Genomic DNA, 14,453 nt, shown 5'->3' with positions numbered 1-14,453 from the left:
CCGTGTTCTCCAACTATCTGATCGGTCTGCGCGAGGGCCTCGAGGCGTCGCTCGTCGTCTGCATCCTGATCGCCTACCTGGTCAAGACCGGCCGCCGCGAGGCGCTGCGGCCGATCTGGACCGGCATCGCCATCGCGGTCGCGCTGGCCCTGGGCTTCGGCTGCGCGCTCGAGTTCGGCTCGCAGGAGCTGACCTTCGAGGCGCAGGAGGCGCTGGGCGGCTCGCTGTCCATCATCGCGGTGGGCCTGGTGACGTGGATGGTGTTCTGGATGCGGCGCACCGCCCGGCACCTGAAGTCGGAGCTGCACGGCCGTCTCGACGCCGCCCTCGCGATGGGTACGGGGGCGCTGGTCGCCACCGCGTTCCTCGCCGTCGGCCGGGAGGGCCTGGAGACCGCTCTGTTCGTGTGGGCGTCGGTGCACGCGGCCAGCGACGGCACTCCGCGCCCGCTGATCGGCGTCGCCCTCGGTATCGCCACGGCGGTGCTGCTGGGGTGGCTGTTCTACCGGGGCGCGCTGCGCATCAACCTGGCGAAGTTCTTCACCTGGACCGGCGGGATGCTCGTCGTGGTCGCGGCGGGTGTCCTCGCGTACGGCGTCCACGACCTCCAGGAGGCGGGCTGGGTGCCGGGGCTGACGAACCTGGCCTTCGACATCAGCGACACGATTCCGCCGGACAGCTGGTACGGGACGCTGCTGAAGGGCGTCTTCAACTTCCAGCCCGACCCGACGGTGGTCCAGCTCACGGTGTGGCTGCTGTATCTGGTGCCGGTGCTGACGCTGTTCCTGCTCCCCTCCCGTGTCCCGCGCCGTACGGCCGGGCAGGTCGCCGGCGCGGCGAAGTAGGCGGCCCCTCGGGGGGCCTGGCGCTCCTCCCCTCCCGGTAGGGTTCGCCTCCGGGAAGGGGAAGGTGACATCGCCTGATGAGCACGAATCGCAGCGGTCGTGGTCCTCGCGGCCGGAACCGGAGGGCACGCATAGCGGCCTCACTGTCCGTCCTCGCACTGATGACCAGCGGGTGTGTCGTGGTGCACGGCGAGCGGGAGGTGCTGCCGGCGGCGAGCCGGGCGGAGGCGGCGCGCGCTCTGGACCGGTTCACGGACGCGTACAACGAGGCCGACCGGGCCTACGACTCCTCTCTCGACGCCGGGTACGTCACCGGGGCGTTCGCCGCGATCGACTCCGCGCGGCTGAAGGCCGCGCACACGAACAGTCCGGGCGGGAACCCCAGGCACACTCCGCTGACTCTGACCGACGCGAAGTTCACCATTCCGGCCAAGCCGGGCTGGCCTCGCTGGTTCGTCGCCGACGCCCGGGGCAACAAGGGGGGTTCCGCACGGTGGTTGATGGTGTTCGTGCGCAGCGGTCCGGGTGAGGCCTGGCGGGTGGCGTACCTGACGCTCGTCCCCGCCGAGCAGGTGCCCGGGTTCCGGGTGGGCGCGGACGGCTGGGCCGAGGCCGTGCCCGCCGAGGACCTCAGTTCGCGGTACGCGGAGTACCTGCGGGACGGGGGCAGCACGTTCGCCGACGGTCCGAGTACCAGTGGATGGCGGACGCTTCGCGCCCGGCAGGCCCGCAGACCGGGGCTGGTACGGCAGTACGTCGACGAGCCACTGACCCGCGACGCCTTCGCCCCCCTGGCCCTTCGGACGTCGGACGGCGGCACGCTCGTCTTCTTCGCCTCCCACCACTACGAGAAGCGCACGGCCGCCGCCGGCACGTCCGTGGCCGTACCCAACCGCGACGTCCAGGCCCTCACCAGGGGCGAGGTCAAACAGTCCCTGACCCTGGAGTTCGTCTCCAACCAGGCGGCGATCGACCCTGCGGACGGCGGGCCGGTGTCGGTGGTGGGACGAGTGCAGGGGCTGACCGCCGCGCAGGGCGAGTAGCGCCGGGCCCGTTCGGAGGCCTGGGGCCTCAGTGGCGGGAGGGCCAGGGTGCGGCCGCTTGGTGGTCGGGTTCCGTACCGATGTGGCGGGCACAGGCGTCCGTCAGGGATTCCAGCAGCGTCAGCGGCTCCGGCAGCGCATGTTCCGGGCCCCGGACCCAGCGCACCCCGCGGGACGGGGCGCCGGGGAGACGGGCCGGGGGGACCAGGACGTAGGAGCCGCGGCAGTGCCAGCGCAGACCGGGGTGCTCGTCCATCGTCTCGGGATGGCAGTCCAGCTCGCACGGCCACCACTCGTCCTCGTCCTCGGGCGTACCCCGGGTCAGGGTGAAGAAAAGCATGCGGCCTTCATCGCTCTCGGCGACGGGCCCGACCTCCACCCCCTCGCCGAGCAGCCGGTCGAGGGCGGCGCGTCCGGCGTCCAGCGGGACATCGAGCACGTCGTGGGTCATACCGGTCGCGGTGACGAAGTTGGCCTCGGGCTGATCACGCGCCCACCGCTCGATCTGGGCGCGGTCGGTCGTCGACTGGGTCTGCCAGGCGAAGGACACCGGGTGCCGGGCGGGGGTGGGACAGCCTACGCGGTCGCAGGAACAGCCGTAGCCGGGCGCGGGGTAGGCGGCGGGCGCCAGCGGCAGCCCCGCCCCGGCGGTGGCGAGCAGCATCGACTCGCGGCCACCGTCGTCGACGGTCTCGTCCTTGGGACGCCGTCCGCGCAGCCACTGGGAGATCCTGCTCTGCCGGCCGGACCGGCCGCCGAACGTCGCGCTCATCTGTCCCCTCGCCTCGCTGTGGTGCGGACAGCTTGCCTCATCGTCCCATCATCCTGCGCCACGGAGGGGCCGAGCGCGGATATGAAGGAAGCCAGCGAGACATACCTCACAATGAAGGGGTATGCACGATTTTCCCCCTTCTTTGCCAGGGAAAGCCGCGCGGTGGGGCTACTCGTCCCCCGGCGGTGGCCAGGCATCGCCCCAGTCGGCGTCACGGGCCGCCCGGTACAGCTCGCCGTGCCGCTTGGTGACGGTCGTCCGCCGCAACCGCTCGTCCGCCTCACAGAGATCGAGCAGAACCTGCCCCTTGCGGATCTGCGGCCGCCGGACGATGCGCGCGGGGGCCGGACCGGCGGGCAGCCGCGTCGCGGCGACGTAGCTGAACTTCTCGTCCTCGTACGCCAGTGAACCGCCCTTGACCTGCCGGTGCAGCGAGGAGCGGCTGACCCGCGCGGCGAAGTGGCACCAGTCGGCGCCGGGCACGATCGGGCAGGGCGCGCTGTGCGGGCAGGGCGCGGCGACCCGGAAACCGGCCGCGATCAGCCGGTCACGGGCCTCGATGACCCGCTCGTAGCCCGCCGGGGTCCCGGCCTCCACGATGACGACGGAATGCGCGGCAGCGGCGGCGGCCTCGACCAGGGCGGTCCGGTCGGGTGCGGACAGCTCGTTGAGGACGTAGGACACGGTGACCAGATCGGTCTCCGGCAGTTCGAGCGCCGCCCCGATCCGGGCCCGCCGCCACTCGGCGCCGCGCAGGGCGGGGTGCGAACCGGCGATCTCCCGCCCGAGGGCGAGTGCGGGCTCGGCCCAGTCCAGCACGGTCACCGGGCGCTCCCCGTCCCAGGTGGCGGCCACCGCCCAGGTCGCGGCACCGGTCCCGCCCCCGAGGTCCACGTGGCTCCCCGGCACCCACTGGGGCACCGCGTCGGCGAACGCCTCCAGCGCCGCCCGCACCGCCTCGAACGTCGCCGGCATCCGGTACGCGGCGTAGGCCGCCACATCGGCCCGGTCCCGCAGAATCGGCGCGTTCGTCGGGGTGTCCCCCCGGTAGTTGCTGATGAGCCGTTCGACGGCGGAGGCCGCCTGCCGGGGCGGCAACCCGTCCAGCATCCCGGCGAGGGTGGAGCGGAGCGTATCGGCGGCGGAGGCGGGGGCGTTCACCCGAGGATTCTCTCAGGTGCGGCGAGCCGCTCCTCAGGCGTCCCGTACCGCTTTCGCCAGGCGGGAGGCCAGGGCCGCTCGCGGGTGGCTGCCGGAGGGCCTGCGCACCGGGTGGACCGTGTTGGCCAGGAGGACGAGGAACGTGTCCGTCGACGGGTCGAGGACCAGGGACGTGCCCGTGAAGCCGGTGTGGCCGGCCGCGCCGTGGCCCGAGAGGGTGCCCATGAACCAGGGCTCGTCCAGGGCGAAGCCGAGGCCGGGCGGGGTGAGGAGGAGTTCGACGAAGTCGGGGCCGAGGATGCGCGCGGGCCCGTACGCGCCGCCCGTGAGGAGCGCGCGGCAGAAGACGGCGAGGTCGGGACCGGTGGAGAAGAGGCCCGCGTGGCCCGCGACCCCGCCGAGCGCCCAGGCGTTCTCGTCGTGCACGACGCCCCGCAGCATCCCCCGGTCGGCCTTCGCCCAGGGCCGCCGCTGGTCCTCGGTGGCCGCGGCGTCGGGGCGGGGCCCGTACGAGGTCGCCGTCATGCCCAGCGGGCGGGTGATGCCGTCGGCGATCAGCACGTCCAGGGGCCGCCCGGTGATCCGCTCCAGCACGAACTGCAGGAGCAGCATGCCGAGGTCGGAGTACAGGTACTCCCCCGGCTTCGACGTCGGCGGCTCCGCGCGGAGCCGGGCCAGGCGGGCGGTGAGGTCGGGGTGGTCGTACAGCGGGAGTTCGGGCGCGAGCCCGGCGGTGTGGGTGAGCAACTGCCGCACGGTGACACCGTGTTCGGCCGCCCCCGTGAACTCGGGCAGGTACGCGCCCACGCGGGCGTCGATCCCGAGGGTGCCCCGCTCTATCTGCTGGAGCGCCGCGACGGACGTGAACAGCTTGGTGAGCGAGGCGAGGTCGAAGGGGGTGTCGAGGATGACCGGCACCCGTTCGGCGGGCGGCAGTTCCACGCCGGCGCCGGCCGCGGGATCCCAGGCGGCGTACCGCACGGCCCACCCGGACGCCTCGGCGACCGCGATCACCGGCCCGCGCCCGGCCACCGCGACGGCCCCGGCCGCCCAGGGGTGGGCCCCGGCGGTGAGGGCGTGCAGGTCGTCGGTGAGGCGGGCCATGCCCGCGGGATCGAGCCCGGCCCGCTCGGGGGTTCCGCGACGGAGTCTCGGTGCGCTCAGCGGTCCGCTCCCTCCGGGTCCGCGCCCGCCTGCCAGGGACGGCACAGCCCTGTGAAGCAGACCCCCGCGACCAGCGCGGCCGCGAGCTGGACGAGGGCCATCGGGACGGCGGTGCGCTCCCCCGCGACGCCGACGAGCGGGGAGGCGACCGCGCCGATGAGGAAGGAGGTCGTACCGAGCAGCGCGGAGGCGGAACCGGCGGCGTGCCGGGTGCGCAGCAGGGCGAGCGCCTGGGTGTTGGGCAGGGTGAAGCCCATCGCGGACATCAGCACGAACAGGGCGGCGGCCACGGGCGCGAGCCCGGCCTCGCCGAACACCCCGGTGGCCATGAGCAGCAGCGCGGTCGCGGCCAGCACGATCACGGCGAGCCCGCAGGCGAGCACCCGGTCCAGCCGGACCCGGCCCACGAGCAGCTTGCCGTTGATCTGCCCCGCGACGACCAGCCCGACGGAGTTGAGCCCGAACAGCAGGCTGAAGGTCTGCGGGGAGGCGCCGTAGACCTCCTGGACGACGAACGGGGACGCCGAGACGTACGCGAACAGGGCCGCGAAGGCGAAGCCGCCCGCGAGGAGGTAGCCGGCGAAGGGCAGGTCGGCGAGGAGGCCGCGCATGGTGCGCAGGGACTCCTTCACCCCGCCCCGGTGCCGCTCGGCGGGGGGCAGCGTCTCGGGCAGCCGCAGCCAGACCAGCACGGTGAGCACGGCCCCGATAGCGGTGAGGACGGCGAACACGCCCCGCCAGTCGGTCACCCGCAGGATCTGCCCGCCGATCAGCGGGGCGACGATCGGGGCGACCCCGGATATCAGCATCAGGGTGGAGAAGAAGCGGGCCATCGCGACGCCGTCGTACAGGTCGCGTACGACGGCCCGCGCGATGACGATGCCGGCCGCGCCCGCGAGTCCCTGCGCCAGCCGGAAGGCGACCAGCGTCTCGACGGTGGGTGCGAACGCGCACAGGGCGGTGGCGACGAGGTACACCGCGAGCCCGGTCAGCAGCGGGCGGCGCCGACCCCACCGGTCGCTCATCGGGCCGACGACCAGTTGCCCGAGCGCCATGCCGGCCAGGCAGGCGGTGAGGGTGAGCTGCACGGTGGCGGCGGGCGCGTGCAGGGTGCGGGTGACCTCAGGCAGCGAGGGCAGGTACATGTCCATCGCCAGCGGTGTGGTGGCGGTCAGCGCCCCGAGCATGAAGGTGACGAGCACCCCGCGCGGCCGCTTCGCGACTCCGGCCGCCCCTCGTGCGGCCGCCACCCCCGGAGCCGTCACGACGTCCCGCTCACCCATACGACCCCTCCCAGCCGGAACCCCGGACGACGCCCACCATGGTCTCAGCTCCGCGGATGTGCGGGGGACGTGTGCGCGAAGGTAGCCGGCGGTTCGGCGGGGACGGCACGAGCGGCACCCCCGGTCCTGCCGGGGGCCGGCGTCAGCGGCGGTGACGGCCGCCCTGCTGCGGCACCGCCTCGGCGGGGGTGTCCGCCGTGCGGGCCCTGCGGCGGCGCAGCAGCGCCCAGGCACCGGCGCCGAGCAGCGCCGCCGTGCCCGCCGCGCCTTCGGCGAGACGGAGGGTGGAGGGGCCGGGCGGGGTGGCGGAGGCGTGGGCGGGGTGTGCGGAGGGAAGGGGGCTGACGGTCGGCCGGCTGCCGTTCGTCCCGCCGGGGGCGGCGAGCAGGCCGACCGGCCGGGCCGCGCGGCCCGCGCCGAAGCCCCAGTCGAGCAGTGCGGCGGCCTGCTCGTACACCGCGTTGCTGCCCTCGGCGGGGTGCATCACGGTGACCAGCAGCGTGCGCCCGCCCCGGGTGGCGGCGCCGGTGAAGGTGTTGCCCGCGTGGCTGGTGTAGCCGTTCTTGACCCCGAGCAGTCCCGCGTACGGCCGCAGCCCCCACGCACCGGTGAGCAGGCGGTCGGTGTTCTGGATCTGGAAGGTCCTCCTGCCGCCCGCCGGGAAGTCGGCGGTAGGCGTCCGGCAGTGGCGCCGGAAGTCGGGGTTGCGCAGCCCGGCGCGGGCGAACAGCGTGAGGTCGTACGCGGAGGAGGTCTGGCCCTTGTGGTCGAAGCCGTCCGGGCTGACCACGTGGGTGTCGAGGGCGTGCAGGTACTCGGCCCTGGCCTGCATCTCGGCGACCGTGCGGGTGATCCCGCCGTTCATGTGGGCCAGTACGTGCACGGCGTCGTTGCCGGAGCGCAGGAACACGCCCTGCCAGAGCTGCTCGACGGTGTACGTGGTTCCCGCCCGGACACCGACGAGGCTGGATCCGGACGGTATGTCGGCGAGGTCCGCCTCGGTGACCCGGTACCGCTGCCCGGGGGCGAACCTGGGCAGCACGGTGTCCGCGAACAGCATCTTCAGCGTGGACGCGGGCGCGAGCCGCCGGTGCGCGTCGTACGAGGCGAGCACCTCCCCGGTGTCCCGGTCGGCAACGAGCCACGCCCGCGCGGTGAGCTTTCCGGGCAGCCCGGCCGCCCGTACCTGGACCCCGCCGAGGCCGAGCCGCTCCCCGCCGACGACGCCCGTCCCCGCGGATCTCGCCCCGGCGGCGGAGGCGGGGGCGGTGACGGTCAGGGGGACGGCGGCCGCCGTGAGACCGAGAAGGGCACGTCGGCTGAGCGGGGAACATTCACGCACCCGGGGACCGTACACCGGCTCGGAACGGCCCTTGCCCGGGGGAGGTGTGTCCCCGGTCAGGACTTTGCCCCCTCATGAAGGTCCGATGGACCGATCGTGTGCAGGCCCCCGCCGAGCCCCCGTCCGGCTACGCCTGACCTGTCTCGAACCGCGAGATCCGCCCGTCGTCGGTCACGGTGAACGTCCACCGGGTCCGCATCTCGCCCCAGGTGTCGTTGCGGTACCGGGCGACGAGCGCGCGTCCGCCCCGGGACTCGTTGTCGACCTCCAGATGACCGTGGGTGGAGAAGATCTCCTGGTCGATCCAGACGGCGAGGTCGCGGTCGGCGCCGTCGTCGGCCATGGTCGCGCCGGGCGCGAGGAGGGACATGAAGCCTTCGCGGTCATGGGAGTTGACGGCGTGCACGAAGGCCCTGACGGCCGGGTCGCGCAGCTTGGCGGTCTGAATGGTCATGGCGTCAGGCTCACACCGCTGCCCGCGCCCTGCCACCGGGCGCACGCCCGCCCGCGCCACCCGGACGCCCGGTCCGGGAGGCCGGACGGGATACCCGGTGCGACGGTAGACGCGAGGGAAAGGGAGTCACCATGACCTGTTACGACCGACGTGACGTGGGCCTGCTGCTGCTCCGGCTGAGCACCGGCGGGGTACTGGCCGCGCACGGCGCGCAGAAGCTGTTCGGCTGGTTCGGCGGCCACGGGCTGGTCGGCACCGGCCAGTTCATGGAGTCCGTGGGCTTCGCTCCGGGCCGGGCGAGCGCGACGGCGGCGGGTGTGGCGGAGGCGGGCGGCGGTGTCCTGCTGGCCCTCGGCCTCGCCACCCCGGCCGCGGGCGCGGCGGCGGCCGGCGCGATGGCGGGCGCGGCGGCCCTGCACGTCCCCAACGGCTTCTTCGCCCAGGAGGGCGGTTACGAGTACGCCGCGAGCCTCGGCCTCGCCGCCGCGGGCCTCGCGGTGACCGGCCCCGGCCGCCTCTCCCTGGACCACGTCCTCGGCCACGTCCTCGACCGGAGCTGGATGGTCCCCACCGCCCTGGGCGTCACGGCGGCGGCCGCTGCCCTGGTCATCGGTGCCCGGAACCGCCGGCTGCGGGAGACGGCGGTCGCGGAGCAGGAAGTGCTGTTCGAGGAGTAGGGCACTCGCGGACTGGGGCCGGTCGTCGGGCCCCGGTCCGCGCGCGGGTGCCGAGGAGTGGCCACCCGCCTGTGCCGGTGCTGGGTGATCCGCAGCCGTTCCGTCCAGCGGGCCACGGACTCCTGGGCCTCGGCGTGGGACAGCCCGTGGAGCCCGCCGGGGCAGACCAGTTGCCGGGCGACGGTCATCTCGGGGTGGAGACCGCGCTCCTGAAGGCATGTGGCCGAACCGTGCGGACTCCTGCCGCCCGACCGGCGCCTCACCCCGGAGCACCTGTCCGCGGTCCGGGGCGGGCACCCCGACGCCGATGCGCACGGCGGTGGTCCGCCTGCTCCGTCGCCGCCCACGAAACCTGACATCTCCCCAGGTCGAACGGTCAACGTGTTTGACGCCAGAGCCTGTTGGGACACGAAACGCCTCGACACCTCCTCGAGTGCCAGAGGCTTCACGGGCCCTCCCCTTCCTTCTCCCGGCTGGTTGATCCGGGTGCAACCTCTACTTTTCCACCAGGAAAACACCTGCTACTTTCTCGATAGGAAAGTAGAAGTTGCACACAGGAGGTGCGAGACCCCGTGGCGCCTGACGACAAGCACGACAGGACCCCCTTGGACCGGCAGACCGTGACACCGTCCGCCGCCGGAGCCGCGCTCGAGGACATCCGCCGGCGCCAGGAGCAGTCGGGGGTGGCCGAGCTGCGGTTCGGCCTGTCCCGCCCGTCCCTGCTGCTCGCGGCGCTGCTGCTGTTCGCCTCCTTCGCCTCCTTCGACCTGCCCAATCCCTGGGGTGGCGCGGTGCTGGTTCCGGGACTGCTCCTGGTGGCGGCCATCGCGATCCGCCACACGTACGCCGCGCCGGTCCGCAACAGGCCGGGCACCAGGGCGGCGCTCGTGGGAGCGGTCTGCGGGATCGCCGCCTACCTGGTGTTCCGCGGTCTGGCCGCGGCTCTCTCCGCGGGCGGGGTGCCGGTCCCCCATGTCATCGCCGCCGCGGTGGTGGTGGGGGCCGCCCTGCTGGCGGCGCCCCGTGCCCGCGCCGCCGCCGAAGCCCGGCTGCGGCGCCGGGCGGAGCGGCGGTACTGATGGACGCGGACTTCGACGCCTTCCTCCACCCGGCGCCCCGGCTGACGATCGTCGCACTGCTGGCACCGGCGGGATGGACCGAGTTCGGGTTCATCCGCGACTCGGTCGGCACGAGCGACTCCGCCCTGTCCAAGCAGTTGTCGGCACTGGCGGCCGAGGAGTACGTCGAGGTGCGCAAGCAGGCGGGCGTGGGCGCCCGGCGCACCCTCGCGCGGCTCACGCCGAAGGGGCGCGAGGCGTTCGCGCGGCACGCGGCGGCGCTGGAGCGGATCGCGGCGATGGCGCGCGACGCCCGGCCGGCCGACTGAACGCCCGGCAGAAGCCGGCGGCCCCGGGGCACCGGCAACTCCACTCGCCGGGATGAGGCGGGCCCCGCGCGGTCCGGTCCGTCTCCTCCGCGCAGGTCCTCATCGACGGCAGGCGTGACGAGCAGCTGTCCCGCCCGCTCACCGCCGTGGGCGCGCTGCTCGACGGCCGGGCGGTGCACGGCGGCCGGAGCGTGCGGGGCCACCTGACGGATCCGGCCCGCACCATCCCGTTGCCACTGCGACGGGTCGACGAACTTCCGGAACTGGTCGGGCTCGCTCATAGCCTCACTTGAGGTAGGCGAGGACCGCGAGCACCCGCCGGTTGTCGGCCTGCGAGGGCGGCAGGTCGAGCTTGGTGAAGATGTTGGACGTGTGCTTGATCACGGCCCGCTCGGTGATCACCAGCTCCTGGGCGATCGCGGCGTTCGAGCGGCCCTCCGCCATCAGGCCCAGGACCTCGCGCTCGCGCGGGGTGAGCCGGGAGAGCGGGCCGTCGCGGTGGTACTCCTTCGCGAAGAGCTTGGCGACGACGTCGGGGTCCATCGCGGTGCCGCCGGCCGCGACGCGGCGCACCGCGTCCACGAAGCCGTCGGGGTCGAAGACCCGGTCCTTGAGGAGGTAGCCGATGCCGCCGCTGCCGTCGGCGAGGAGCTCCCGGGCGTAGAGCTGCTCGACGTACTGGGAGAGGACCAGGACCGGAAGGCCGGGTATACGCGACCGGGCCTTCAGAGCGGCCCGCAGACCCTCGTCGGTGAAGGTCGGCGGGAGCCGGACGTCGACGACCGCGACGTCCGGCTTGTGGTCGAGCAGGGCCTGGAGCAGTGCGGGCCCGGTGTCCACGGCGGCCACCACCTCGAACTCGTACGACTCCAGGAGCCGGACGAGGCCGTCCCGCAGCAGGAAGAGGTCTTCGGCTAGGACAACGCGCACGGCAGCTCCATGGTGAGGGTGGTCGGTCCGCCCGGCTTGCTGTGGACCGCCAGGAGGCCGTCGAAGGCGGCGAGCCGGCGCTCGATGCCGCGCAGACCGGTGCCGCGCGAGGGGTCGGCGCCGCCCCGGCCGTCGTCGACGACCTGCCCGCGCAGCGTGCCGGTCTCGTACCAGAGGTCGATGCTGACACGGTCCGGGTCGGCGTGCTTGGCGGCGTTGGTGAGGGCCTCCGCGACCGCGAAGTACATGGCGGACTCCACAGGCGCCTCGGGGCGGCCGGGCAGGTCGGCGTTGACGGTGACGTCGAGCGGGCTGTCCAGGGCGAGGGCGCGCACCGCGTCGGCCAGGCCGCGGTCGGCGAGCACCGGCGGGTGGATGCCGCGGACCAGGTCGCGCAGTTCGCTGAGGGCGGCCGCGGACGCCTTGCGGGTGTCGGCCAGGATGGCTCGGACGGCCTCCGGGTCCTTGCTGAGGAGCTGCTCGGCGACGCCCAGGTTCATGCCGAGGGCGACCAGCCGGGCCTGCGCCCCGTCGTGCAGGTCACGCTCGATGCGGCGCAGTTCGGCGGCGGAGCTGCTGACGGCGTCGCTGCGGCTGTCGGTGAGGCGGCGGACACGCTGGGCGTTGCGGCTGGGGGCGAGCAGGGTGCGGGCCAGCGAGGCGTGCGCGGAGAGCAGGGCGGGGCCGGTGGCGAGGCCGGCGGCGAGGACGAGGACGCCGAGGGCGGCGCAGTACCAGGCGGACGTGAGGTCGCTGACCTCGATCCACAGGTAGTAGTTGGTCCCCGCGTCGGCTATGGGGCCGTGGATCGCGGGCATCAGGATGCCGCCGATGCCGCAGGCGACCAGGGCGAGGGGCATCAGGGCGACGACCACGCCGACCACCGGGTTGACCAGCGTCCAGGCCAGGTCGCGCCAGGTCGCAGGGTCGGTGAGGACCCAGTGGGCGCGCTGCCAGTGGCCCTTGAGGCCGGGCTCGGCGGCGGGTGCGGGGAGGTAGGGCTGCTCGATCGCGCGGCCGGACCAGCGTTCGGCGGTCCGGCGGGAGGCGTTCACCACGCGGCGCAGGGCGACGGCGAGGGCCGGGACGAGGAGCACGCCCAGGCCGATGCCGACAAGGGAGACCGCCGTCACGAAGAGGCAGAAGAGGGCGAGTTCCGCGATCGCGAGGCCGAGGACGGGCAGTCCCCGGCCCACGGCGCGGAAACCGGCGCGGATGTTCAGGTTGGTCACGGTCGTCCTGTTCCCCTCGGTGCACGGCTCCCTGCCGTGATGATGTCCCGAGTCTGGCCGACCGGGGTGCGGTGCGCAGGGGACGTGAGTCCCGTCCGCGATGGTGTAGCCAGGTCCCCCTCGGGACGCCACCCAGGTGGCTGGGGGGCGCGGGCCGTGGCGCGTTGACTGAGGGCATGACGATGCGACTGCGCCTGCGGCACCTGCTCCTCCCGCTCTGCGTGCTGCTGCTGGCAGGTGGCACCGGCACCGCCTCGGCGGCGCCATCGGCCCACGCGGCGGCCGACCGACCCGCGCCGTCCGGTCTGGCCGGATCCGTCGACGCGCTGGTGCGCCGGCAGCTCGCCGCCCACCGCATCCCCGGGGCCTCCGTGGTGGTCGTGGAGAACGGCCGTCAGGTCCTGACGCGGGGTTACGGCGTCGCCGACGTCACCGCCGGGACCCCGGTGGACCCGGCCCGCACCGGCTTCTTCCTCGCCTCCGACGCCAAGCTGTTCACCGCGATCGCGGTCCTCCAGCAGGTCGAACGGGGCCGGCTCGACCTGGCGTCCGACGTCAACCGCTACCTCACGACCTTCAAGGTGAGGGACACGTATCCGGGGCACCCCGTGACGGTACGCGATCTCCTCACGCACACGGCGGGGTTCGACGACACCATCATCGGGCGCGCGGCGACCCGCCCCGAGGACGTGCGCCCGCTCGGCGAGAGCCTCGCCGCCCATCAGCCGCGCCGGGTGCGCCCGCCGGGCGAGGTCGCCAGCTACGACAACTACGGTGTGGCGTTGGCCGGTTACCTGGTCGAGGCGGTGACGGGCACCCCGTTCGCCGGCTATCTGGACCGCGAGGTGCTGCGACCGCTGGGCATGACGCGGACGAGCTTCGCGCAGCCGCACGCCCCCGCCGTCGCCGCCGGCCTGGCCCGCGGCTACCGGCCGGCGGGCGGGAGCCAGCGGGTCCAGGACGGGCAGTACGGCGACTGGTCGCCGACCGGCGCCGGGGCGGTCACCACCGCCACCGACATGGGGCGGCTGCTGCGCGCCCTGCTGGCGGGTGGCGGGCCGGTGCTGTCCGAGCGGTCCGTCCAGGCCCTGACGAAGCGGCAGTTCGGCAACGACGACCGGCTGCCGGGCCTCGGCTACATCCTGGAGGAGCGGGTGCGCGACGGCCGGCGGATGCTGGTCAAGGACGGCGACCTGCCCGGCTTCCACGGCAACCTGGCCCTGCTGCCCGACCGCGACGCCGCGGTGTACGTGGTCTACAACGGCGACGGCGAGGACGGCATCGCCGCCTGGGCGGGGCAGGAGGTCGTGGACCGCTTCGCCGACCACTTCGGGACCGCCTCCGTCGTGCGCCGCTCCGTCTCGCTCGTGGACGTCACCCCGTACCGGGGTGAGTACCGCTCCACCCGCACCAGTTCCACGGAGCTGACCCGGGTGAGCGCCCTCATCGGCTCGGTACGGGTGAGCGCGGGCGCCGGCGCGACGCTGACCACGACAGGCCTCTCGCGCGACCCGGAGGCCCCCGCCCGGCACTGGGTGCAGCTGAGCCCGGGGCTGTTCCAGGAGCGTGACGGGCAGGACCGGATCGCGTTCCGCGACGGGCGTCTCTCGGTCGCCTCCGACGCCTCCGTCTCGTACGAGCGGCTGCCCTGGTACCTCTCTCCCACTCTGCACCGGCGCGCGCTGCTCGGTTCGCTGGCCTACCTCGCCCTGACGGTGCTCGCGCTGCCGGTGCTGGCCCTCGTGCGGCGCCGCCGGCCCGGTGCTCCGGCCGGGGCGCGGGCCGCCAGGCTGCTGCTGTGGGCCTCGGGCGCTCTGATCAGCGCGGCGACAGTCTGCTTCGCGGTGCTGTCCGCCGACCCGAACGCCCTCAACCGCTCGGTCATCGTGGGCGATTCCCCGCTCCTGGAGGCGGTGCCTGCACTGATCGACGTCGCGCTCGCGACCACCGTCGCGACGGTGGTGTGCGCCGTCCTTTCCATGCGGCGGCGCTGGTGGCGGGTGACCGGCCGGGTGCACTACGCCTGCGGCGCGCTGGCGGCACTGGTCTTCCTCGGGGTGGCCGCCTCGTACCGGCTGGCGGGCTGAGGCCGCGGGCAGGACGCCTCGAAGTCGATCCGCTGGGCTTGCCGGGCGCGGGGAGCTCTCCCCACGCCCGGCAAAC

Annotated in this window: 14 protein-coding genes; 6 read left to right on the top strand and 8 right to left on the bottom strand. The window is 74.1% G+C overall.

What is annotated here, in order from left to right:
- The first annotated feature begins 2 nt into the window (after nucleotides 1-2).
- Both efeU and ACWCV3_RS14145 read left to right on the top strand, forming a co-directional pair.
- Complete coding sequence (gene efeU / locus ACWCV3_RS14150; protein WP_451222869.1) at nucleotides 3-845, top strand: iron uptake transporter permease EfeU; 843 nt, start codon at nucleotides 3-5, stop codon at nucleotides 843-845.
- A gap of 77 nt (nucleotides 846-922) precedes the next feature.
- Nucleotides 923-1,888 (top strand): hypothetical protein, encoded by a 966-nt coding sequence (locus tag ACWCV3_RS14145; RefSeq protein ID WP_451222867.1) that lies wholly within the window; start codon nucleotides 923-925, stop codon nucleotides 1,886-1,888.
- Between the two features lie 28 nt (nucleotides 1,889-1,916).
- On the opposite strand, the gene ACWCV3_RS14140 is transcribed toward ACWCV3_RS14145, so the two are convergent.
- From ACWCV3_RS14140 to ACWCV3_RS14115, 6 genes are all read right to left on the bottom strand, one after another.
- Complete coding sequence (locus ACWCV3_RS14140; RefSeq protein ID WP_451222865.1) at nucleotides 1,917-2,660, bottom strand: bifunctional DNA primase/polymerase; 744 nt, start codon at nucleotides 2,658-2,660, stop codon at nucleotides 1,917-1,919.
- Between the two features lie 168 nt (nucleotides 2,661-2,828).
- A complete protein-coding gene (locus tag ACWCV3_RS14135; protein ID WP_451222863.1) occupies nucleotides 2,829-3,821 on the bottom strand; it encodes a small ribosomal subunit Rsm22 family protein in 993 nt (330 codons plus the stop codon).
- 33 nt (nucleotides 3,822-3,854) lie between these two features.
- Nucleotides 3,855-4,925, bottom strand: a complete 1,071-nt coding sequence (locus tag ACWCV3_RS14130) for a serine hydrolase domain-containing protein (RefSeq protein WP_451222861.1) — start codon at nucleotides 4,923-4,925, stop codon at nucleotides 3,855-3,857.
- A gap of 56 nt (nucleotides 4,926-4,981) precedes the next feature.
- Complete coding sequence (locus ACWCV3_RS14125; protein ID WP_451222859.1) at nucleotides 4,982-6,268, bottom strand: multidrug effflux MFS transporter; 1,287 nt, start codon at nucleotides 6,266-6,268, stop codon at nucleotides 4,982-4,984.
- A gap of 142 nt (nucleotides 6,269-6,410) precedes the next feature.
- Nucleotides 6,411-7,610 (bottom strand): D-alanyl-D-alanine carboxypeptidase family protein, encoded by a 1,200-nt coding sequence (locus tag ACWCV3_RS14120; protein ID WP_451222857.1) that lies wholly within the window; start codon nucleotides 7,608-7,610, stop codon nucleotides 6,411-6,413.
- Between the two features lie 127 nt (nucleotides 7,611-7,737).
- A complete protein-coding gene (locus ACWCV3_RS14115) occupies nucleotides 7,738-8,064 on the bottom strand; it encodes a nuclear transport factor 2 family protein (protein ID WP_451222855.1) in 327 nt (108 codons plus the stop codon).
- Nucleotides 8,065-8,195: 131 nt separating this feature from the next.
- Here ACWCV3_RS14115 and ACWCV3_RS14110 point away from each other — a divergent pair, with 131 nt between their 5' ends.
- From ACWCV3_RS14110 to ACWCV3_RS14100, 3 genes are all read left to right on the top strand, one after another.
- Nucleotides 8,196-8,741, top strand: coding sequence for a DoxX family protein (locus tag ACWCV3_RS14110; protein WP_451222853.1), 546 nt, complete (start codon nucleotides 8,196-8,198; stop codon nucleotides 8,739-8,741).
- A 572-nt stretch (nucleotides 8,742-9,313) separates the two neighbouring features.
- Complete coding sequence (locus tag ACWCV3_RS14105) at nucleotides 9,314-9,820, top strand: hypothetical protein (RefSeq protein WP_451222851.1); 507 nt, start codon at nucleotides 9,314-9,316, stop codon at nucleotides 9,818-9,820.
- Complete coding sequence (locus ACWCV3_RS14100) at nucleotides 9,820-10,128, top strand: transcriptional regulator (RefSeq protein WP_451222849.1); 309 nt, start codon at nucleotides 9,820-9,822, stop codon at nucleotides 10,126-10,128. Before ACWCV3_RS14105 ends, ACWCV3_RS14100 begins: the two co-directional genes overlap by 1 nt.
- Before the next feature lie 285 nt (nucleotides 10,129-10,413).
- Here the strand turns inward: ACWCV3_RS14100 and ACWCV3_RS14095 are convergent, their stop codons facing one another.
- Entirely contained in the window at nucleotides 10,414-11,058 is a 645-nt protein-coding gene (locus tag ACWCV3_RS14095) for a LuxR C-terminal-related transcriptional regulator (RefSeq protein ID WP_451222847.1), read from the bottom strand.
- Nucleotides 11,043-12,290: a sensor histidine kinase gene (locus ACWCV3_RS14090; RefSeq protein ID WP_451222845.1), complete on the bottom strand. Its 1,248-nt coding sequence runs from the start codon at nucleotides 12,288-12,290 to the stop codon at nucleotides 11,043-11,045. The genes ACWCV3_RS14095 and ACWCV3_RS14090 overlap by 16 nt, the downstream gene beginning before the upstream one ends.
- Before the next feature lie 176 nt (nucleotides 12,291-12,466).
- Between ACWCV3_RS14090 and ACWCV3_RS14085 the strand changes: the two genes are divergently transcribed.
- Entirely contained in the window at nucleotides 12,467-14,377 is a 1,911-nt protein-coding gene (locus ACWCV3_RS14085) for a serine hydrolase domain-containing protein (RefSeq protein WP_451222843.1), read from the top strand.
- The last annotated feature ends 76 nt before the right edge of the window (nucleotides 14,378-14,453 follow it).

The sequence above is a fragment of the Streptomyces sp. NPDC001781 genome (genome assembly GCF_053596035.1).
The sequence above is the reverse complement of the archived record's forward strand: the minus strand, read 5'-3'. Positions and strand labels throughout refer to the sequence as shown.